Genomic DNA, 21,668 nt, shown 5'->3' with positions numbered 1-21,668 from the left:
TCCTTGTCGTGGCTAACCAGGTATGAACCCCTTGCCGTCCACCTTCGGGATGGCAGCGAGGAGTTTCTGTGTATAGGGGTGGTTCGGATCGTTCCAGATCTGTTCCGTCGAACCGACCTCGACGATCCTACCCGCTTCCATCACTGCGACCCTGTCTGCAATATCGCGAACGACCGAGAGATCGTGGCTGATGAAGATCATCGAGGCACCGGAGTCGATGGCGAGGTCGCGCATCATGCGAGCGATCCGTGCTTGGAGGAACGCATCGAGTGAGGCGATGGGCTCATCACCGACGAGCACTTTCGGGCCTGCAGCCAGGGCCCGAGCGATGGCGATACGTTGTCTCTGTCCGCCGGAGAACGAATGCGAATAGCGCTGGGCGGAGTCGGCCGGCAGGTCGACGGCTTCCAACAGCGATTCGACGGTCCACGTGCCGTCAGGGTTGAGCGCCAGCGCATCGTCGAGCTGGTCGCGGATCCGCCTGCGCGGATTGAGCGACGCGTAGGGGTTCTGGAAGACCATCTGGATGCCGAGCAGTTCCTTCGCTCTCTTCTTCAGCCCGAGCGCTCTGACCGGATGACCGTCGAAGGTGATGGAGCCGTCTGCCGGCTTCTCCAACCCGCAGATGAGTTTGGCCAGCGTCGATTTGCCGCAGCCGGATTCGCCGACGAGCCCGAGCACCTCCGAGCGACCCAGTTGCAGAGACACTCCGTTGACGGCGCGGAAGCGGCCGCCGCCGTCGAGTTTGTATTCGCATGCCACGGAATCTAGTTCCAGGAGCGGAGCACCTGATGCGGGGGAGTGAGCGGTGGCGGCGGCCGGGGCCTGGTCGATCGACGTCATGGGGAGACCTCCGCTCCTGGCAGCGATTCGATGAGCGAACGCGTGTATTCGTGTTGAGGAGCGGTGATGACCGCCTCCCGTTCACCGGTTTCGACGACGACTCCGTTCTTCATGACCACGATGGTGTCCGCGACCGAGGAGAGCACTCCGAAGTCGTGGGTGACCAGCAGCACGGCGAGGTCGAGATCGTCGCAGAGTTCACGCAGCAACCGAAGGATGCCTGCCTGCACGGTGACATCGAGTGCTGTGGTCGGTTCGTCGGCGATGAGCACCTTCGGATCGCAGATGATCGCCGAGGCGAAAGCGATTCGCTGCAGCTGTCCGCCGGAGAACTGGTGCGGGTACTTCTTCACCGCCTCCTCCGGGTGCGGCACCCTGGTTCGGCCGAGGATCTCGACGGCTTTGGCCAAGGCCACTTTCTTCGACACTTTCTGGTGGTGTCGAAGGTGGTCAGTGATCTGGTCGCCGACTGTGAGCATGGGATGGAACGCCGAGGCCGGATCCTGAAAGACCATCGACAGCTGCACTCCGCGCAGGCGGTTGTGCTGCTTGGCAGGCATCCCCACCAGTTCGACTCCGTCGAAATCGATGCTTCCGCTCAGCTCCGCGCCCGTGGGCGAGAGTCCCATGACGGCCAGACCGGTCTGGGTCTTGCCGGACCCAGACGCACCTGCCACACCGGTGATGCGACCTGCTTCGAGGTCGAACGAGACGTCTTTGAGGATGTGGGTGGTCTTCTTGCCTGCAGTGACCGACAGATTGAGGTCTCTGATGCTGATCATGCTCATGAGGTCGTCTCACCGACTTCCTGGGCGGTATGGGGATCGAGGGTGTCGCGCAGACTGTCGCCGATGAAGTTGAACGCCATGACGATGGTGAGGATGCAGAGGCCGGGGAAGAAGGCGATCCACCAGGCAGCGAACTGGGAGACGCCTTCGCTGATCATTGCGCCCCAATCGGGGGTCGGCGGAACGGCACCGAGAGACAGGAACGACAGTCCTGCCATGGTGAGGATCGCCGAACCGACATCGAGGGTGGCGAGCACGACGACGGGAGAGATGACGTTCGGTGCGATTTCGCGGGCCAGTGATCTGCCCGCGCTGAATCCGAGCAGGCGTCCGGCGATGACGTACTCGCTGCCCCGCGCGGTCATCACCAGCGATCTGGTGACACGCGCGTAGGACGGCCAGGAGACGAGCAGGATCGCGATGATCGCGTTCTTCAAGCCCGGGCCGAGGGCGGCTGCGATGACCATGGCGAGGATGATCGTGGGGAAGGCGAACACCAGATCGGCGATGCGCATGATGATCTCGTCGACGGCTCGACCGAAGTATCCGGCAATGGCACCGAGCACCGAGCCGAGCAGCGCCGAGCAGATGACGACGAACACCGCGGCGGGCAAGGTGGTGCGGGCGGCAACGAGGATGCGGGAGAGTACGTCTCGGCCCAGTGTGTCGGTACCGAGCAGATTCTCCCCGTTGGGAGCCGAGAGCCTCGGAAAGTTCTGCGCCAGAGCATCGAACGGGGCCAGCAGCGGTGCGAAGATCGCTGCGATCAGCCAGAGCGCGAGTATTCCTGCGCCCACGAACCCCAGGGGAGTGCGCAGGGCTTTCGGGAAGCGGATCTGCCACCTTTTGAGTCCGGGGTCGACGGGATCGCGGCGGACCGCCTCGGTGGTGGGGGTATTGGTGGGTTGCTTCGGGGTGCCGATGCTCATCTCACCCTCACTCTCGGATCCACGAAGCCGTAGATCAGGTCGACGATGAAGTTCACGAGGATATAGACGATGCCGATGACGAGGCCGACGCCCATGATGACAGGCAGGTCGAGCGTCGTCGCTCCTCGATAGGCATATTGGCCGAGTCCGTTCCAGGCGAAGACGGTCTCAGTCAGCACGGCACCGGAGAGCAGGGAACCGAAGGCCAGACCGACGACGGTGATGATCGGAACCAGCGCGCCGCGGAAGATGTATTTGAAGACCACTGTCCGTGCCGGCAGCCCTTTTGCCTTGGCCGCGGTGACGTAGTCGAGCCTGATGATGTCGAGGACGCTCGAGCGGCTGAACCGTGTGAGCAGGCCGATGGTGAAGAGGGCGAGCACGCACGACGGCAGAATGAGGTGGCCCAGCGCATTGGCGAAGGTCGCCATCTGTCCCGCCAATAGGGAGTCGACAGTGTAGAGGCCGGTCACTTTCGGCGGCGGGGTGATCCAGGGGTCGAGTCGTCCGGCGCCGGGAACGACTCGAAGTCTGAAGAAGAAGACGAAGTAGGCGACGGTGGCGATCCAGAATGTCGGTGCCGAGATGCCGATGAGGCTGAGGGTGCGGATGGCGTGGTCGACGAGACTGTTCTGTTTGAGAGCGCTGAGCAGACCGAGCAGGAGTCCGAGGATCACCGAGATGAGAATCGCTCCGATGCCGAGCTCGATCGATGCGGGGAAGACCTGTCCGATCGAGGCGAGCACGGGTGTGCGGGTCTGATTGGAGACTCCCAGATCTCCCTGCAGCAGGTTGCCCAGGTACGTGAAGTACTGGACGAGGAGCGGTTGGTCGAGTCCGAGCTTCTCCCGTGTCTGGGCGACGATCTCGGGATCTGCCGCAGCCCGGTCGCCGAGGATGGCGGCGACCGGGTCGGTGGGCACGAGGTTGGTGAGCAGGAACGTCACCACGGTCACGCCCCAGATCAGGATGAGCGAGATCCCGATCCGAATGAGGATGAACCGGAGCAGCGGGTGGAGCTTCGGCGGTTTGACTCGCTGCGCCGCGTCCGCCTCACCAGAAGCGGACGCGACATCGGTACCCAGCGGCGCTGTGGTGGCTTCCGCCATCCTCACTCTGCCTTTGCGAAGTCGAACGAGATGTCGGCGTTCGAGACGAACTTCTTAATGCTCGAACCGACGGCGACGGTGCTGACCGGCTGGACGAGCGGGATCCACACCGCGGTGTCGGTGGTCGCCTTGAACAGCTTCGCGTAGGCGGCATCGCGCGCATCACCCTTCGCCTTGGCAGCTTCGTCCGCAAGCTTCTTCAGCTTCGGGTCGTCGCTCCAGTTCACGCGATCGGCAACGTCGCCGCCGGGAATGAAGACGTTGTAGTTCGTCGGATCGGGGAAGTCTGCGCCCCAGGTTCCGATGCCCATCGGCTGTTTGGCCGAGCGGAAGCCGTCGAGCTGAGTCGAGCTCGGGGCAGGTTTGAGGTCGAGGTTGATGCCGGCTTCCTTCAGCTGCGCCTGCAGGGTTTCGGCGAGCTGTGCGAGGTCGACTCCGTTGACGGCCTGATCACTCGAGTAGTGGAAGGGGACCTTCTCTCCGTCGTAGCCGGCCTCCTTCAGCAGCTTCTTCGCCTTCTCGAGGTCGCGTTCAGGAGCCTCGTCCTTCGGGACGGCGCCGACGAACTCGTTCGGCACGAGACTGGCCATGCGCTGGGATCCCTTCCCGGCGAGGTCGATGAGTTTGTCGTAGTCGATCGCCGCCATGACGGCCTTGCGGAAGTTCGGGTCCGCTGCGGGGCCGCCGATCTTCTCATCGGCATTGTTGAAGATGTAGAGGCTGCGAGTCGAGGGTAGGCTGGAGATCTTGCCCATCGACTCGTCGATCTGCTTCGCCTGATCGGAGTTGAGGTCGTAGGCGACCTGCGCCTGACCCGACTGGATGTCGGTCAGCTGGGTCTCTGCGGAGACATTGCGCAGGACCACTCGTTTGTACTTCGGTTCCGGACCGTTGTAGTGCTCGTTCGCGGTCAGCACGACCTGGCTGTCGGCGTCGTACTTCTCCACCTTGTACGGTCCCGAGCCCTGTGAGTTCTCATTGAGGAACTGCTCGGCTCCGTCCTTCTCATCTGTGGTGCCCTCGTTCTCCTTGACCACCTTCGAATTGACGATGCCGATCGAGGAGTTGGGGAGGATGTAGGGCAGTGCGGGGTTGGGTTCTTCGCTGGTGAGCGTGACCGTCTTGTCATCGACCTTCTTCACCTTGACCCCGTCGAGGAAGAACGAGGGGTTGCCCTTGATGCCCTGAAGGCGTTCGAAGGAGAAGGCGATGTCGTCGGCGGTGACGGGATCGCCGTTGGAGAATTTCGCATCCTCGTCTTTGAGGGTCAGCGTCATCTCCTTGCTGTCCTCGGACATTTCGAATGAGCAGAGGCCATCGGTCGGTTTGGTGAGGTCACCGTCCTCGAATTCGAGCGCCGTCTGGTAGATGGCGCTGTCGATCGTCGATCCGGTGAACTCGAATTGTCGATGCGGGTCGATCGTCTTGAGGTTGAAGGCGGTCTCGGCCACGATCGTGTCGCCGGCGCCGCCGGCTTCGTCGGAGCCGCTGCCGCAGGCGGCGAGTCCGGCGGTCAGTGCGAGGGTGGAGCAGATTGCGACGAAGTTGCGGGTCAGACGCCTCATGTGTGATCTCCCTAACGGTAAGTGTTGTGAGTCACATTAGAGTCAAAATGCCGCCCATGCAATTCAACCTGCCACAAAGCTGAAGGATTTCCACTGTGCACTTCCGCCAACGTCTTGGAGCGCGAAATGGGGTCTCTGATCTGCGGCTTCCCGGGGTGGCTGAGTTCCTCTTCCGATGCGGGGCATGCCCGCTACCGGAACACCGCGCGGGTCACGCGAGGCTGACCGGGGACAGGCCGAGCGCCTCATCAGTCGTGGCGTGGGAACGAGCGACCGCCTCGGCGGTCCAGTCGGTGCGATCGAGGTCGGGGACCGCCTCGGCGATTTGGGATTTCCAGGTGCCGTGCCACTGGGCGGGGAAGGCCTGCTTGAGCAGATCGACCATGATCGGCACCGCCGTCGATGCTCCGGGGGAGGCCCCGAGCAGACCCGCGATCGAGCCGTCGGCGGAGACGACGAGTTCGGTGCCCTGCTGCAGGACTCCGATCTTCTGCCGATCCGGTTTGACCAGCTGGGCCCTCTGCCCGGCCGGCAGCAGGGTCCACTCATTGCGTCGGGCCAGGGGCAGATAGCGTCGCAGCTGCGCGAATTTCCGGGACGGGCTGGCGGCGAGCTCCTTGACGAGGAATGACACGAGGCTGAGGTTCTGCAGACCGGCGGCCGCGATGACATGCAGGTTGTCGGGCCGCACCGTCGTGAAGAAGTCGGAGAGGCGGCCGTGCTTGAGCAGCTTCGTGCTGAAGGTCGCATACGGACCGAACAGCAGATGCTCCTTGCCATCGACAACTCTGCGGTCCAGATGCGGCACCGACATCGGCGGGGCGCCCACATTGGCCTGACCGTAGACCTTCGCATCATGGCGGGAGACGACCGCCGGAGTCGAGCACCGGTAGAAAGCGGCCCCGACCGGCAGGACGGCGTAGCCGCGGACTTCGGGGATCCTGGCTTTCTGCAGGAGTCGCAGCGCGAAGCCGCCGGCCCCGACGAACACAGTCTTCGCGTGCACTGCGAACGGTCCCGTCGCGGTCGAACCGCTGATCGTCCAGCCCGACGCACGTGACTCGAGTCCGGTCACTGTGTGCACCGTGCGCACCTCGGTGGCACCGATGCTCAGCAGTGCCGAAGTCAGGGCGCCGAAGTCGACGTCGGTGCCGCGCGGGTGACGGGCCGCCGCCATGGGCTCTTCGCTGTCGGCTCGTCCCTCCATTGTCAGGGGAGCCCACCGGGCGATGGTGTCCGGATCCTCTGTGTACTCCATTTCGGAGAACAGCGGGTCGGCTTTCAGGGTGTCGACGCGTCGACGCAGGTAGGTGACGTCCGTGTCCCCGAAGACGAGGTTCATGTGTGGGGCCGAGTGGATGAAGTCCGCCGGGTCGAGGAGCCCGAGGCGGACGAGATGGGCCCACCATTGGCGGGTGAGGTGGAACTGTCCGGCGATCTCTGCCGGTTTCGCGCCATCGTCGGGATCAGGCATGTAGTTGAGCTCGCAGTACCCCGAATGCCCGGTGCCGGCATTGTTCCACGGGTCGCTGCTCTCCCCGGCGATGTCCTCGGCCTGCTCCAGAACGAGGATCCGCAGATCGGGATCGAGCAGAGTCAGCATCGAACTGAGAGTCGAGGACATGATGCCCGCGCCGATGAGGACGACATCGGCGTCCGGCAGTTGGTCGGTGTGCTTGGGGTTCACAGTCATATCCTCACCATGCGCCCCCGTGAATCATCCGTCCAATGAGTGATCGGAACTGTATGATCCGAATATGGAACGATCATCCGATTCCCGCACGGCGCCGCCGACGGCGCTGCGAGAACTCGTCGAACTGGCGGATCAGGACGGGCACCTGACCGAGGCCGCGGCCGCGCTCGGAATACCCCAATCCACGATGAGCCGACGTATCCGCGCCCTCGAAGGCCACCTCGGGGTGCCGTTGACCGTTCCGCGCGGGCGGGCCATCGGTCTGACGCCGGCGGCACGGGACCTCGTGGCCGCGGTGCGTGCCCCGCTGACGGAGATCGATGCAGTGCTGGTCGATCTCGCCGAGGCGGCCGATCCCGAGCACGGCACGATCCGGTTCGGATTTCCGCTGACGATGGGAGCCGGCGAGGTGCCCGACCTGCTCGCGGCTTTCAATAGGGCTCATCCCGGCATCCGCCTCGATCTCAAACAGGCCCACGGTGCCGAGCTCGTCGCTGATCTGCAGCGTGGCACTCTCGATCTGGCGATCATCATTCCGCCGCCGCCCGAGGTCAGCCACGAGGTGCTCGCACGGCAGACGATCATCGCGGCTCTGCCCGATGTGCACCCGCTGGCAGGTGTCCGCAGCATCACCCTGGATCGGTTGGCGTACGAGGAATTCATCGCCACCCCTGCGAGTTACAACCTCCGGGCGCTGACCGACCGCTGGTGTCAGGCCAGCGGATTCGATCCGGAGGTGAAGATCGAGGTGACAGAGTTTTCGACGATCCGCGAATTCGTCGGTCGTGGAATGGGCGTGGCACTGATCCCGCCCGCGGTGCGTCCGGTCGACGGAATCACCGAGGTGGCTCTGGACGGGGCCGAATACGTGCGTGAGATCGCGCTGTGTTCGGCAGTGCGCCGGCCCGGCCGCGTCGTCGAGCGCCTGCGCGACTTCATCCGCGAGCACGCGGCCGCGTGGGCAATTGAGGGCTGAAGCTCAGGCGCGGGTGCGCGCCAGCAGGTAGATGAAGTACGGGGCGCCGATGAGGGCGACGATGAGACCGGCCGGTATCTGCGCCGGAGCGATGACCGTGCGCCCCACGGCGTCGGCGACGACGAGGCCCACGGCTCCGAGCAGCATCGCCGTGGGCACGACCCGGATATGACGGGCGCCGACCAGAGCGCGCGCAGCGTGCGGGGCGACGAGGCCGATGAATCCGACGACACCGACGGCCGACTCGCTCGCCGCCGCGAGCACCGCAGCGGTGATGAGCACCGCCAGGCGCACCGGTTCACGCGGAACCCCGACCAGCCGTGGGGTGTCATCATCGAGGGCGAGCAGGTCGAGCTCGCGCGTCCACACGAACGCCAGCGGTACGGCGACGAGCAGGGTGAGGGCGACCGGTGCGATATCCGCCCACGCCCTTCCGTACGTCGATCCGGACAGCCAGGTGAAGAGAGCAGGTGTGTCCCAGGGGTTCGCGCGGACGAGGAACAGTGTGGTCAGCGCGGTGAACCCGAACGACAGGCCGATGCCGATAACCTAAGTCGGTGATTGAGGGTATGTGTATGGTGCAGATCACTTACGTCAGTGCCTGCCGATAGTGTGGGCCTGCGACCGTAGGATGGGACCGATTGAGGAGGAGCAGATGAGATTCATCGCCACGGGGGACTGGCAGCTCGGCATGACCGCGCACTACCTCAGCGACGAGGCACGGCCCAGGTTCCACCGCGCCCGCCTCGACGCCGTTGCCCGCATCGGAGCGCTCGCCGTCGAGGAAGGTGCGGAGTTCGTCCTCGTCTGCGGGGACGTGTTCGAAACCAACCAGCTCGACCGAGCGATCATCGCCCGGACTTTCGAAGTCCTCAACGCTTTCACTGTGCCGGTCGTGCTGCTTCCCGGCAACCATGACCCGTTGGACGCCGCATCGATCTATGACTCTCCCGCCTTCTCCTCACGGGTGCCCTCGCATGTGCATGTCTTGCGCGGCAGCGACCCGTTCACCGTCGTTCCCGGGGTCGAGATCATCGGCGCCCCCTGGTCCTCCAAACATCCCCAAGGGGATCTCGTCGCCGCAGCGACGAAAGACCTCGCCGAGGTGGCTGCCGGTGATATCCGGATCATCGCTGGCCACGGAGCCGTGAGCGTCCTCGACCCCGATCGGGAATCGCTGGCCACCATCGACACCGACCATCTGCGGGCACTGCTGCGCGACGACCGTGCCCAGTTCGTCGCACTCGGCGACCGACACGCGACCTTCGAAGTCGCCGACCGCATCTGGTACCCCGGAGCACCGGAAGTGACCTCACGGCGGGAGACCGATCCGGGCAACGTGCTCCTCGTCGACATCGATGCCGACACCCACCGTGCCGAGGTCGAGAAGGTCCACGTCGGCACATGGGCATTCACCGTCATCGAAGCCGACCTCAACTCCGCCGGGGATGTCACCGAATTCGAAGAGCGGATGAATGCCGTTCCCGACAAGGACCGCACGGCGGTGTGGCTGATCCTGCGCGGCACTCTGCCGACGGCGGCGAAGGCCCGACTCGACGAACAGCTCGACCACTTCTCCGACCTGTTCGCGCTCGTCTCACTCTGGGAGCGGCACATGGATCTGGCCGTCGTCGCCGCCGACGACGACTTCGCCGATCTCGGACTGAGCGGATACCTGCAGGAGACTCTTGACGAACTCTCCGCACGTGCCACAGCAGACGACGACTCGGCAGTCACGGCCCAAGACGCACTCGGTCTGCTCTATCGATTCGCCAGGAGCGGCTCATGAGACTCCATTCCATCCGCCTCATCGACTACCGCGCCATCAGTGACGCCACCGTCGACTTCAGCTCCGGGGTGACGATCGTCGAAGGCCCGAACGAGGTCGGGAAGTCCTCGATCCATCAGGCCATCACGCAGCTGCGCGAGGACAAGGACAGCTCCCGCAAGGCCAGCGTCAAAGACACCCAACCGGTCGGTTCCGACGTCGGTCCGCAGGTCGAACTGCACCTGAGCACCGGGGACTACGAACTCCGATACAGCAAACGTTGGATCAAACAGCCCTTCACCGAGCTGAGCATTCTCAAGCCCGTCCCCGAACAGCTCAGCGGCAGCGAAGCACATGAGCGGTTCTTGGCGATCCTCGACGAAACCGTCGACGTCGACCTGCTCGACGCTCTCGATGTCGCCCAGGGGCGGAGCCTCGACCAGGCGTCCCTGGCCGAGATCAAGGCACTGCACGGTGCTCTGGGCGAGGCCGGGGATGAGCTGGCTGATCACGATGTCTTCCTCGACAGAGTCGAAACCGAATACCTGAGGTTCTTCACGGCAAAGGGCAAGGCGACGGGTGAACTGCGCAGACTCACCGAAGAACTCCCCGGTGCCGAAGAGCAGCATCGTGAACTGAAGGCTCGCAGCGCCGATATGGACGGGCTCGTCGACCGGCATGCTCGAGCGACCGAGCGGCTGACGAATGGGCGCACTCAGCTGGAATCGGCCGTGACCGAACGCGAAGAGGCCGAACAGGCTGTGCAGTCCGTGTCCGGGCTCAAAGCCGAACTCGATCGAGCTCTCGAACGCGCGGGCGTCGCACAGAGAGAACGACAGCGTGCCGAGGAGGCGCGAGACCGACGTCAGGCACTCATCACCGAGGTCACCACGGCCGAAGAGTCAGTGAAGACTGCCGACGATGCACTCGAGAAGGTCACGACCGCACAGCAGGAAGAGGACTCGTCACTTGCCGAGGCGCAGAAGGGCCTCGAAGCCAAACAGACCGCACTCCTCACCGCTCAGGATGAAGCGAAGACCGCAGCCGCCGATCTGGCTCGGGCCCGCGCACGCAGAGAGGTCGACACTCTGCGGAAGAGACTGACCGATATCCGTCAGCAGGAACAGCGTGTCGCGGAAGCGAAAGCGACGATCGGGTCGATCGCCGTGACCGCGAAAGACGTCGAGAAACTCGGCGGACTGTTCACCGAGCTGCGCATTGCGCAGAACGCGAAGACCGCGGCCGCGGCACAGATCGTCGCCCGCCGCCTCGGTGACACCGCAGTGAGCATCGACGGAACCGATGTGCCGAAGGATTCTGCCGAGGAATTCGCCGTCACCGCGGAGCTGCAGATTTTCGTCGACTCCGTCGTCGACATCACCGTGCGTCCGGGACAGTCACCGGCCGAACTCGACCGGGCCCTCGACTCCGCGCAGACCCTTCTCGACGCGGAACTCGACCGGCTCGGCGTGGCCACACTTGAACAGGCACGCGAACGCAGCGAGGTGCGCACCGATGCCGAAGCCGTGCTGGCCGAAGCCTCATCGACTCTGCGGGTGCTCATCGGCGACGACGACCGTGACGGACTCGATGCCGCACTCACTCGAGCCGAGCACCTGGCGGGGGACCCTGCTGATACCAGCGGAACCGCCGCATCAATCGACGACCTCGAAGTACTGGTCGAATCGACGTCAGCAGGCGTCGACGACGCGACTGCACAGGTCGAAACGGCCAGGACCGCGCTCGAACGCATTCGCACCGACCGGGATGAGGCACGTGTGGCAGCCGTTCGTGCACAGTCGACGCGCGAACAGGCGGCGACGACGCTGCAGAACCTCAGCACCCGCCTGAGCGCGGACAGGGAAGCGAACTCCGATGAGTCCCTCGACGAAGCACTGACCACTGCCACGGCGACACTGACACAGTTGGAGGCCCAGGCCGCTGCCGCACGCTCCGCTTACGAGGCCGCCGATCCGGAGACTCTCGAGATGCGACTGCAGAACGCTCTCCAGCTCGTCGACAGCAAGCAGAAGCAGCAGGAGAAGGACCGGCAGGAGGTCGATCAGCTCTCGGCTCTCATCGATGATCGTGCGGCCGAAGGCATCTACGACAAGCTCAAAGCCGCAGAGCAGAACGTGGAGTCCATTCGGTCAAAGCTGGCTCGCATGCAGCGGCAGGCGAATGCGATCCGACTGCTGCGCGACACCGTTCTCGCACACAAGGAAGAGGCTCAGCGGAGGTACGTCGCCCCGTTCAAGGAGGCGATCGAGAAGCTGGGTCGGGTGATCTTCGGCCAGGGGCTGTCGGTGGAGATCTCCGAGAACCTCGAAATCGTCTCCCGCACGCTCGACGGACGCACCGTGGCTTTCGACGCGCTCTCGGGTGGGACGAAGGAACAGCTGGCGCTCATCGGCCGACTCGCCGTCGCCACCCTCGTCGATGCGGAAGCCGGGGCCCCGGTCATCCTCGACGATGCCTTCGGCTTCTCCGATGAGCAGCGTCTGGCCGCCCTCAACGTCATCCTCGGCAATGTCGGTCGCACGGCTCAGGTCATTCTGCTCACCTGTCAGCCCGACCGCTTCGCCTCCATCGGCGGCGCTGAAACCGTCAGCCTGGGCTGAACCTCGGTGTCCAGTCTCGGCAAACTGCAGGTGATCCGGGCGCGCAAACCACAATTCGTCCCCTGCATCTGTTTCGATCCGGATGCAGGGGACGCGATGTGAACGGGCAGTGCACCTGATGTGGGAGCACCTGTGCCGAACGTGATGCGATGAGCAGGCCAGGCTCCATTGCGGAGGCGCCGCCGGGAGAATTCCTCGGCGAGAGGCCGAAGGAGCATGGATGCTGCCTTCAGTCGGCGGGAGCGGCCGCCCGCTTCGCCGCTTGGGCGGCTTCGACGGCATCGGCGCGGATGGTCCGTCGTAGGATCTTGCCCGAACTCGTCTTCGGCAGCTGATCGATGAACGTCACCTGGTGCGGAGCCTTATAGGAAGCGAGCTTCTGCCGGCAGAATGACATGATCTCCTCAGCGGTCGCCTCGGCGCCGGGCTGCAGGGTGACGAAAGCCGACACATCCTCGCCGCGGTAGTCATCGGGGATGCCCACGACAGCTGCCTCCTGGATGGCCGGGTGCATGTAGAGCACATCCTCGACTTCCCGCGGCCAGACCTTGAAGCCGGAGGCATTGATCATGTCCTTCTTCCGGTCGACGATGAACAGCCACCCGTCTTCATTCATGAACCCGACATCGCCGGTGTGCAGCTCGCCGTTGGGGATCTGCTCGGCGGTGGCCTGCAGGTTGTTGAGGTAGCTGGAGACCACCTGCGGTCCGGAGATCGCAACCTCTCCGACCTCCCCGGGGTCCACGGGCTGACCGTCGTCATCGAGGATGCGGATCATCACATCCGGCTGCGGCAGACCGCAGGCGAGGTTCCCGCTGTCTGGGTCGACCGGAGCTTGGAATCCATGCGGCACGGTGGCGACCTGGGCGCAGGTCTCCGACAGGCCGTAGCCCTGACCGACATAGATCTCGGCACGCTCTTCGAACTTGTTGACCAGTCCTTCGGGCAGCGGTGCACCGCCGGACATGAGGGACTTGAAGGATGCGAACTTCTCGGCGCTGAAATCAGGGTGGGCCATCATCGCTGTGTAGATCGTGGCCGGGCCGGCCATGTATGCAGGCTTCTCCCGTTCGCACAGAGCGATGAGCGAACCGGGCTCGAAACGGTAGTTGAGGATGAGACGGGCGCCGCCGGCGACAGCAGCAAGGAATTGGCAGATGAATCCGGTGATGTGGAACAGCGGCGCCAGTGAGACGTAGCCGTCACCGGGGCCCAGTATCGGGTTGCGCAGGCAGTAGCGCGAATTGCTCGAGATATTCGCATGTGTGGCTGCCGCTCCCTTCGACCGCCCCGAGGTGCCGGACGTGTAGGCGATGAGCCCGAGGTCCGAAGGGGCGGGGGAGTGCGGGGTGAAGTCGGTATCGAGATTGCTCTGCACCGCGTCTGCGAATGCAAAGCGTCCCTCGGCCGGCGGCAGCTCGTCGAACCGCGGAAGCGAGTCGAACATGGCGTAGATCGCTTCGGGGCCGTCCGTCTGGAAGCTTCGGTCGTCGCTGAGCACGACGAGTGGCACGTCTGCCGTATAGTCCTTGACCCGATCGAGGTAGGCGGCCTGTGAGACGATGAGTCCCTTGACTTCGGAGTCGGAGAAGATGTGCTCGAGCTCGCCGCGGTACATGGGGTTGAGAGGGACGACGGTGCCTCCGGCCTTCCAGATCCCGTAGGTGGAGATCACGAACGCGGGGGTGTTCTGGTCATAGATGCCGACTCTGTCGCCGGGCGTGATTCCGTGAGCCGAGAGGAAGGCAGCGAAAGCCGTCGACCAGCGGTCGAACTCCGCCCAGGTCAGGGTGAATCCGTAGTAGTTGATGCCTTCCTCGTCGCCACGGGCGTCGACTGTGGCGGCCAGGTCGGCCAAGGGCGTGGAATCCGGCAGCACATAGGGCTCCTGAGCGAGATCACCCAAGGTGGTGATCCATGGGCGATCCTCAAACCAATTGTTCGTCATTGAACATCCTTTCGCAGGCGGTACCGGGCCCGCGCACACTGGTCCGGGCCCGGTGGGTTGTCACTGTATCGCGGAAGAGCCGACCTCAGCCGCGGTATTTCCTGATCTCATTGCGGGCGATGGAGCGTTTGTGCACTTCGTCCGGTCCATCTGCCAGACGCAGGGTGCGCATATGCGCCCACATCCGGGCCAGGGGGAAGTCCTCGGTGACTCCGCCGCCGCCGTGGACCTGAACGGCCCTGTCGATGACCTTCAGTGCCATCGTCGGTGCGACGACCTTGATCTCCGCGATCTCGTTCTTCGCCACTTTGTTGCCATACTTGTCCATCTTGTCCGCGGCGTGCAGGGTCAGCAGCCGAGCCTGATCGATCTCGATCCGGGACTCGGCGATCCAGTCTTGGATGTTCGCCCGATTCGACAGCTTCTCACCGAAAGTCACGCGAGATTCTGCGCGCTTGACCATGAGTTCGAGCGCCCGCTCGGCGGCTCCGATGGCACGCATGCAGTGGTGGATCCGGCCCGGGCCCAGGCGTGCCTGACTGATGGCGAAGCCTTCGCCTTCACCCTTGAGAATGTCCTTGAACGGCACGAGAACGTTCTCGAAGATGATCTCGGCATGGCCTTCCCGGTCGGCGTAGCCGTACACGGGCAGGTTGCGCACAACTGTGACTCCGGCGGCATCGATCGGCACGACGAGCATCGACTGCTGACGGTGCACCTCGGCGGTGGGATCGGTCTTGCCCATGACGATGAGCACTCGGCAGTTCGGATGCATCGCGTTCGACGCAAACCACTTGCGGCCGTTGAGCACGAATCCGTCGTCGGTGCGTTCCATGCTCATCTCGACGTTCGTCGCGTCGGAGCTGGCCACAGCCGGCTCTGTCATCGCAAACGCCGAGGCGATCTCACCCTCGAGCAGGGGCCCCAGGTACTTCTCCTTGTGCTCATCGGTGCCGAAGACCGTGAAGACCTCCATGTTTCCGGTATCCGGTGCATTGCAGTTGATCGCTTCGGGGGCGATCTCCAGGCTGCGTCCGGTGATCTCGGCCAATGGAGCGTATTCGAGGTTCGTCAGGCCGGGTCCCCATTCCGGGTGCGGGTGGAAGAGGTTCCACAGGCCCTGCCTCTTCGCTTCGGCCTTGAGGTCTTCGAGGATCTGCGGTTGTGTGTGAGGGCTGGCCGCCGCGGCCATCTGCTCGGCATAGACCGGCTCGGCCGGGTAGACGAATTCGTCCATGAACGCGTTCAGGCGCTGCTGATACTCACGTCCGCGTTCGCTGATTTCCAACACGGGGGCTCCTTGCTTCTCGATGGTTGCTGTGAGGTCTGGTCTCAGGCGAGTCTCACCCGCTGGTGGGGCTCGGTGTCACTGTTCACTGAGTCGTGCTTGGTATCGGGACATTCCGCGCAGCCAGCGGTCGTAGTCGCTGCCTTTCATCCGGTACATCTCGAGCACTTCGGGGTGCGGCAGGATGAGGAACTGCTCGTTCTCAACGGCGTCGAGAACGATGGCGGCCACCTCGGCGGGTTCCAGGACGGTCCCGGCTGAGGTCACGGCCTTCTGGGCGGCGCCGCCGGCGGGTCCGGCGTCGTCGAGCAGATTCGTGTTCACTCCCATCGGGCAGACCACTGAGGCGCGGATTCCGTCGTCGCGATAGGTCATGGCCAGCCATTCCGCGAATGCGACCGACGCATGCTTCGTCACCGAATACGCGGCCGAGCCGATCTGCGTGAGCAGTCCTGCCGCCGAAGCGGTGGCGACGAAATACCCGGAACCGGCCTCCTGCCAACGGGGGACGAGTGCCTGCGCGGCGCGGATATGGGCGCGCATGTTGACGTCGATGATCGTGTCCCAGTCGGCGTCGGATTCTCCGAGCATCGATGGACCGATGATTCCGGCATTGGCAAAGTACAGGTCGATCCCGCCGAAGCGGTCGTCGGCAGAATCGATGAGCGCACCGATTCCTTCGACCGATGACACGTCCCCTGTCCAAGCGAAGGCCGAGGTGCCGAGTAAGGCGCCGGTGTCGCCGACAGTGGGGGAGAGGTCTGCGAGAACGACTGACGCACCGCGTTCGATGAGCTCGGCGGCCAAAGCTGCGCCGATTCCACCGGCGGCCCCGGTGACCACCGCACGCATGCCGACCAGGGGCGAGGTCATGATCTCTCCAACAGGTCGAGGGCTTGGCGAGCGAGGTCTTCGACCCCGGCTCCGGCCTCGTCCGGGTCGAGATCGAGGTCGCCCATCTTGCCTGTCGCCAGTCGTGTGTAAACGCCTTCACGGATGCAGGCCAGTTTCCACATCGCGAACGCCGAGTAGTAGCTGACATCGTGGACTTCGTGCCCGCTGACTTCCTGATAGCGGTCGATGAGTTCGTCTGTGGTGGGGAAACCGTCGTCGGCGCGGGGCACCCAGATGCTGGTGTACTTTTCGGGCACCGTGAGCATGGCGACGAAATAGCCGAGGTCGGTGAGCACCTCGCCGATGGCTGTCAGCTCCCAGTCGACGACGGCGTTGATCGACCCCGACGGCGCGAAGATCATATTGTTCGGTTTGAAGTCCCCGTGTGCGATTCCCACCGGCGAGCCCGCAGGGTCGGGCATGGCCTCGCGGAGGACGTCGTGGACCTCATGGATGATCGGGGTCTCGCGCATCGCGATCTTCTCGACCTGCCCGATCCAGCGACGCAGCTGTCGGTCGATGAGTCCGCCCGGCCGGCGCAGGTCGGACAAACCGACAGCGTCGACGTCGACGGAATGGATCGCCGCCAGGGCGTCGATCATGCCGAAGGCGCAGTCGCGGCGATTCTCAGCAGGGATGGACTCCCACTCGGAGGGAGTGTTGATCGGGAACCCGGGGCAGTGATCCATGAACACGAAGGGCACGTCCAGAACCTCCGGGTCATCGACGATGTCGAGGACGGTCGGCACCGGAACGCTGCTGTCGTTGAGAGCGGCCATGATCCGGCCTTCGCGGGCGACGTTGTGAGCACTGCCGCCTTCGTGGCCGAGGGGCGGGCGTCGCAGGACCCAGCGCGGGCTGCTGTCGACGAGGATGGTGAACGTGAGATTCGAGCGACCGACCGACATCACTTCGACGTCGAAGTCGCTGATCCCGAATCTCTGCTCGATCCATCTGCCGATGCTGTCCACATCGAACCCTGCCGGTGATTGTGTCATCCTTGACCTTCCCGAGTGAACAATCGTTCAGTAGAGTTCACAGTATTCATCCCGAGCGGGAGAGTCAAGCCGTAAAAGTGATCAAGGTCATAGCCGCTCGGTGTGATAGAGGTGAGAAGACCGCCGCCACCGGAGCTCTAGCGTTCCGCGTGGGCCACAACGTTAGCGAGGAAACTATGAAAGCCATTCGCGTCACTGCTCTGACCGGGCCCGATGATGTGGAGCATCTCGACGTGGAGCGTCCGGTTCCGGGGCCGGCCCAGGTGCTCATCAAGGTCGCATATGCCGGAGTGACGTTCCCCGAGGTGCTGCAGACCCGAGGAATGTACCAGGTCAAGCACGACCTGCCCTTCACTCTGGGTTCCGAAGCGTCTGGAACTGTCGCCGAGGCGGGGCCGGGCTCCCGCTACTCCGTCGGGGACCGCGTTGCTGCGATCACTGGGAAGGGAACCTTCGCGGAATACCTCGTCGCCGGCGACGAGGCCACCGTGGCGGTCCCGGATTCGGTTTCCCTGGCCGATGCCGCAGGCATGCCGATGAACGTGCTCACCGCTGACTTCGCACTGCGAGTGCGCGCGAATGCCCAGCCTGGCCAGAGCCTCCTCGTCCACGGAGCCGCAGGCGGTCTCGGTTCGGCCGCAGTGCAGCTGGGCCTGGCGATGGGCCTCGAGGTCATCGCCGTCGTCTCGACCGAGGCGAAGGCCGACGCGGTTCGTGAGGTCGGCGCGAAGCATGTCGTCTTCGCCGACGGCTTCAAACACGCGACGAAGGAGATCTGTCCGAGCGGCGTCGACTTCGTTTTCGACCCCGTCGGCGGCGACCGATTCACCGATTCGACGCGAGTGCTCGCTCCGTTCGGTCGGCTTCTTGTTCTCGGCTTCACTGCCGGTGAGATCCCCTCGATCAAGGTCAATCGCCTGCTGCTGAAGAACATCTCCATCGACGGTGTCGCGTGGGGCGCGGCGACTGTCGGCCATCCGTCGCTCATCGACGAACAGTGGCAGGCCGTGGCCGAGTATGTGTCCGCCGGGCGTCTCAATCCGCGCATCCATGCGAGTTATCCGCTGGCGCAGGCGGCAGCAGCGATCAAGGAGCTCGAATCACGCTCCGTGATCGGCAAGGTGCTGCTCGAGATCGCCGGGGAGTGAGCCCGCCGACGAACGCACTCAACCGGGTACGGCGCGGAGGTTCCGGGGCAGGCCACCGAGGCGGGTGAGTCGTCGCACATTCGAGCGGAAATCCTTCTGCTGGCGGACCGTTGCGGTGCTCCGCCCCCTAGACTGGACCGTTGCGATTCCAGACGGAACGAGCATCGACACCCAACAGCCCCGCACCCGACGGCAGAGTCAGCGGGGCACGGAAGGCAGCGCCACCCATGAGCAAGACGAGCACCCGTACGGCAACCGCCGATCAGGCGGCTGAGCCGCCTCCTGCGACAGACGACCCCAGCCATATCGGCCCCCGCCGCCTCGACCGGCCCGTGGCCGGGGCGAGCGTGGGGATCCTCGCGAGCTTCGTCGCCCTCGCTCTCATCGTCCCTGATCGGATGTCGGGCTGGGTGGGGGCCGGGTTCGCCGCCTGCGCCGAGATCTTCGGCATGTACTGGCAGATCCTGCTGCTGGCCACATTCCTCATCGCACTCGTCCTCGTCTTCACCCCCTGGGCGAAGGCCAGATTGGGCAATCAGGCACGGCCGGACTTCAACCGCTTCTCCTGGATCGCGATGATCATGATGACCTTGCTCGCGGCAGGGGGAGTGTTCTGGGCGGCCGCCGAACCGATGTACCACTACACCTCGAGGCCGCCGTATTTCTCCGACAGCGGCGGAATCGACGCAGTGGCCGCGGCATTGGCGACAAGCTTCATCGACTGGGGCTTCCTCGCCTGGGCGATTCTCGGCTCGCTGGGTGCCATCGTCATGATGCGCGCTGCCGAAAAGGGCATGCCGCTTCGCCCCCGCAGCCTTCTGTATCCGATCATGGGCAGGCGTGCGGCCACCGGACCGATCGCTGCGATCGTCGACGTCGTGTGCGTGATCTCAGTCGCGGCGGGCACCATCGGCCCGGTCGGCTTCCTCGGCCTCCAGGTCTCCTACGGTCTCAATTCGCTGTTCGGGATCCCCGACATCTATCCCGTCCAGCTCATCGTCATCGCGACGCTCACCGCGGTCGCCGGAGTCAGTGTCTTCTCCGGAGTCAACCGCGGCATCCGATTCCTCAGCTCCGCGAATGTGTGGTTGGCGCTCGGGCTCATGGCCGCGGTGCTCGTGCTCGGATCGGCGTGGTTCGTCGTCAAGAGCTTCTTCGACGGATTCGCCCTCTACGTCACCGACTTCTTCAGCATGACCCTCTACCGCGGGGACACCGAGTGGCTGTCCGGGTGGACTGTCTTCTTCTTCGGCTGGTTCCTCGGCTATGCGCCGCTGATGGCGATCTTCGTCGCCCGGATCTCCAAGGGCCGTACGGTCCGCGATCTGCTCATCAGCACGACGGTGCTGCCTCCCGTGGCCACGACCTTCTGGTTCACAGTGCTCGGCGGCACAGGCATCTTCCTTGAGCAGAAGTCGGACGGGGCGATCTCGGAGCCGCTCATGGAGGGCGGACTGCCCGCAGCTGTCATGGCGATCAGCGGCCACCTGCCGCTGTCGCTGGTCATCAGCCTCGGCTTCCTCGTCCTGACGATGACCTTCGTCGCCACGACCACGGACTCGATGTCGTTTGCGATGTCTCAGTCGTGCATGACCTCCGGGGAACCCTCTCCGAGGCTGCGCGCCACCTGGGCTCTATTCATCGGCATCACAGCGGCCGTGCTCATCAGCCTCGGCGACGGGGGAGTGGAGGCTCTGCAGTCGGCGATCGTCATCACCGCTGTGCCAGTGGGCTTCGTGATGCTGCCGGCGCTGGTCGCCGCTCCTGTCTACGTCCGTCAGATGGCGCGCGAACAGCAGGTGTGAGAACGGTCGGATCGGCGGCTGCGGGCCGTCAGCCCTGCGTGTGCTCACCGCGTTCGTCGATCCACGTCCAGCCGGGCGGCAACGGTGCCCAGGCGGCGACCTCGCGGCCTGCCTTCGAGCTGTCGGCGAGGACGATGACGGCGCCTGCCCGCTCGGCGATGAGCTCCTTCGTCCGGGCTTCGTCGAGGCTCGGTTCGCCGAGCCCCTGAGCGGTGTCGACGGCATCGGCGCCGAGGAACGCGAGGTCGACATGGATGCGGGCCAGTGCATGGTCCGACAGCGCCCCGGTCGTTCCGTGGGACAGGGTCGAAACCTCACCGCCGATCATGATGACAGTGGGTCCGGCAGGATGGGCAAGGGTCAGTGCGATCTCGAGGCCGCGGGTGACCACGGTGAGCTCGCTGCGGTCCCTGATCCTCTCGGCCAGACGCACAGCCGTCGATCCGGCATCGAGGAAGACGGTGCGCACTCGGGCATCGTCGAGGTGTGCAAGGGCGCGGGCGGCGATGGCGTCCTTCGCTTCGGCCTGCTGTTCCATCCGTTCGCCCAGCGGCGGTTCGACGTACCCTGCGGCAGCGGCTCCGCCGATGGTGCGGATGATCTCACCGTCTGCGGCCATATCGCGCAGGTCGCGGCGGATCGTCGATTCCGAGGTCTCGAGGGCCCCGGCCAGGCGGGGGATGCTCCACGATCCGGTCTTGAGCAGGCCGAGAATGGCTTCGCGGCGCCGCTGGGTCCCTGATCGGATCGCCATCTGTCTTCCTCTCCTCGGTCACGGAGCCGATCGCAGCTGAGTCGCCGCGGTCGGTCATATGACTCAGCCTACTTCGGCAGGTACTCCGCGCGGATGCCGTCGACGAACGGCGCGTAGCCGATGGCCGCCCGGTAGGCCGAGCGCATGGTGCCCGCATCGGCGATGCCCTGACCGGCGATGTCGAAGGCAGTGCCGTGATCGACGGAGGTGCGCAGGATGGGCAGGCCCACAGTGACCGAGATCGTCCCATCGAAGTCGAAGGTCTTCGACGCGATGTGTCCCTGGTCGTGGTACTGCGAGAGGATGCCGTCGAAGCGGCCGGTCAGCCCCTGATGGAAGACGGAATCGGCAGGGATCGGTCCGGCGACTTCGAAGGCGCCACTGGCATTGACCTTCTCGACGGCCGGACGGAGGATCTCGATCTCCTCGTCGCCGAAGGCGCCGTTCTCACCACCGTGCGGGTTGAGCGCGGCGACGGCCAGCCTCGGCGAGGAGACGCCGTAGAGCTGCAGGGCACGATGGGCGCGTTCGATCGAGTCGA

The 21,668-nt window shown here is 64.6% G+C and carries 18 protein-coding genes; 5 read left to right on the top strand and 13 right to left on the bottom strand.

The window, feature by feature from the left end; translation table 11 throughout:
- Positions 1-12: 12 nt before the first annotated feature.
- The 6 genes from HK353_RS12420 to HK353_RS12395 form a co-directional block, all read right to left on the bottom strand.
- Complete coding sequence (locus HK353_RS12420; RefSeq protein WP_173156541.1) at positions 13-843, bottom strand: ABC transporter ATP-binding protein; 831 nt, start codon at positions 841-843, stop codon at positions 13-15.
- Positions 840-1,631: an ABC transporter ATP-binding protein gene (locus HK353_RS12415; protein WP_173156539.1), complete on the bottom strand. Its 792-nt coding sequence runs from the start codon at positions 1,629-1,631 to the stop codon at positions 840-842. Before HK353_RS12415 ends, HK353_RS12420 begins: the two co-directional genes overlap by 4 nt.
- Positions 1,628-2,560, bottom strand: coding sequence for an ABC transporter permease (locus tag HK353_RS12410; protein ID WP_173156537.1), 933 nt, complete (start codon positions 2,558-2,560; stop codon positions 1,628-1,630). Before HK353_RS12410 ends, HK353_RS12415 begins: the two co-directional genes overlap by 4 nt.
- Entirely contained in the window at positions 2,557-3,669 is a 1,113-nt protein-coding gene (locus HK353_RS12405; RefSeq protein WP_245395984.1) for an ABC transporter permease, read from the bottom strand. Before HK353_RS12405 ends, HK353_RS12410 begins: the two co-directional genes overlap by 4 nt.
- Positions 3,670-3,671: 2 nt before the next feature.
- Positions 3,672-5,234: an ABC transporter substrate-binding protein gene (locus tag HK353_RS12400; protein WP_173156535.1), complete on the bottom strand. Its 1,563-nt coding sequence runs from the start codon at positions 5,232-5,234 to the stop codon at positions 3,672-3,674.
- 211 nt (positions 5,235-5,445) lie between these two features.
- On the bottom strand, positions 5,446-6,927 hold the full coding sequence (locus tag HK353_RS12395; RefSeq protein ID WP_173156533.1) for a malate:quinone oxidoreductase: 1,482 nt from the start codon (positions 6,925-6,927) through the stop codon (positions 5,446-5,448).
- Between the two features lie 64 nt (positions 6,928-6,991).
- On the opposite strand from HK353_RS12395, the gene HK353_RS12390 reads away from it, so the two are divergent.
- A complete protein-coding gene (locus HK353_RS12390) occupies positions 6,992-7,903 on the top strand; it encodes a LysR family transcriptional regulator (protein WP_173156532.1) in 912 nt (303 codons plus the stop codon).
- A 3-nt stretch (positions 7,904-7,906) separates the two neighbouring features.
- Here the strand turns inward: HK353_RS12390 and HK353_RS12385 are convergent, their stop codons facing one another.
- Entirely contained in the window at positions 7,907-8,443 is a 537-nt protein-coding gene (locus HK353_RS12385; RefSeq protein ID WP_342589921.1) for a FecCD family ABC transporter permease, read from the bottom strand.
- Between the two features lie 115 nt (positions 8,444-8,558).
- Between HK353_RS12385 and HK353_RS12380 the strand changes: the two genes are divergently transcribed.
- Complete coding sequence (locus HK353_RS12380) at positions 8,559-9,692, top strand: metallophosphoesterase family protein (protein ID WP_173156530.1); 1,134 nt, start codon at positions 8,559-8,561, stop codon at positions 9,690-9,692.
- The gene (locus HK353_RS12375) at positions 9,689-12,292 is read left to right on the top strand and encodes an AAA family ATPase (protein ID WP_173156528.1); all 2,604 of its coding nucleotides are present in this window, start codon (positions 9,689-9,691) and stop codon (positions 12,290-12,292) included. The genes HK353_RS12380 and HK353_RS12375 overlap by 4 nt, the downstream gene beginning before the upstream one ends.
- Before the next feature lie 229 nt (positions 12,293-12,521).
- On the opposite strand, the gene HK353_RS12370 is transcribed toward HK353_RS12375, so the two are convergent.
- From HK353_RS12370 to HK353_RS12355, 4 genes are all read right to left on the bottom strand, one after another.
- Complete coding sequence (locus HK353_RS12370) at positions 12,522-14,240, bottom strand: class I adenylate-forming enzyme family protein (RefSeq protein ID WP_173156526.1); 1,719 nt, start codon at positions 14,238-14,240, stop codon at positions 12,522-12,524.
- 85 nt (positions 14,241-14,325) lie between these two features.
- Positions 14,326-15,531, bottom strand: a complete 1,206-nt coding sequence (locus HK353_RS12365; RefSeq protein ID WP_173156524.1) for an acyl-CoA dehydrogenase family protein — start codon at positions 15,529-15,531, stop codon at positions 14,326-14,328.
- 75 nt (positions 15,532-15,606) lie between these two features.
- Complete coding sequence (locus tag HK353_RS12360) at positions 15,607-16,401, bottom strand: SDR family oxidoreductase (protein ID WP_173156522.1); 795 nt, start codon at positions 16,399-16,401, stop codon at positions 15,607-15,609.
- Complete coding sequence (locus tag HK353_RS12355) at positions 16,398-17,420, bottom strand: phosphotransferase family protein (protein WP_173156520.1); 1,023 nt, start codon at positions 17,418-17,420, stop codon at positions 16,398-16,400. The genes HK353_RS12360 and HK353_RS12355 overlap by 4 nt, the downstream gene beginning before the upstream one ends.
- A 176-nt stretch (positions 17,421-17,596) precedes the next feature.
- On the opposite strand from HK353_RS12355, the gene HK353_RS12350 reads away from it, so the two are divergent.
- On the top strand, positions 17,597-18,568 hold the full coding sequence (locus HK353_RS12350) for an NADPH:quinone oxidoreductase family protein (RefSeq protein ID WP_173156518.1): 972 nt from the start codon (positions 17,597-17,599) through the stop codon (positions 18,566-18,568).
- A 227-nt stretch (positions 18,569-18,795) separates the two neighbouring features.
- Positions 18,796-20,373, top strand: a complete 1,578-nt coding sequence (locus tag HK353_RS12345) for a BCCT family transporter (RefSeq protein ID WP_173156516.1) — start codon at positions 18,796-18,798, stop codon at positions 20,371-20,373.
- Positions 20,374-20,401: 28 nt separating this feature from the next.
- Here the strand turns inward: HK353_RS12345 and HK353_RS12340 are convergent, their stop codons facing one another.
- Positions 20,402-21,127, bottom strand: a complete 726-nt coding sequence (locus tag HK353_RS12340) for a DeoR/GlpR family DNA-binding transcription regulator (RefSeq protein WP_173156514.1) — start codon at positions 21,125-21,127, stop codon at positions 20,402-20,404.
- 68 nt (positions 21,128-21,195) lie between these two features.
- Positions 21,196-21,668: 4-hydroxythreonine-4-phosphate dehydrogenase PdxA (locus tag HK353_RS12335; RefSeq protein ID WP_173156512.1), on the bottom strand; the 473-nt coding region annotated here is incomplete at its 5' end.

The sequence above is a fragment of the Brevibacterium permense genome (assembly GCF_013280495.1).
Taxonomy (GTDB): Bacteria; Actinomycetota; Actinomycetes; order Actinomycetales; family Brevibacteriaceae; genus Brevibacterium; species Brevibacterium permense.
This window is presented reverse-complemented; position numbering and strand designations above follow the sequence as displayed.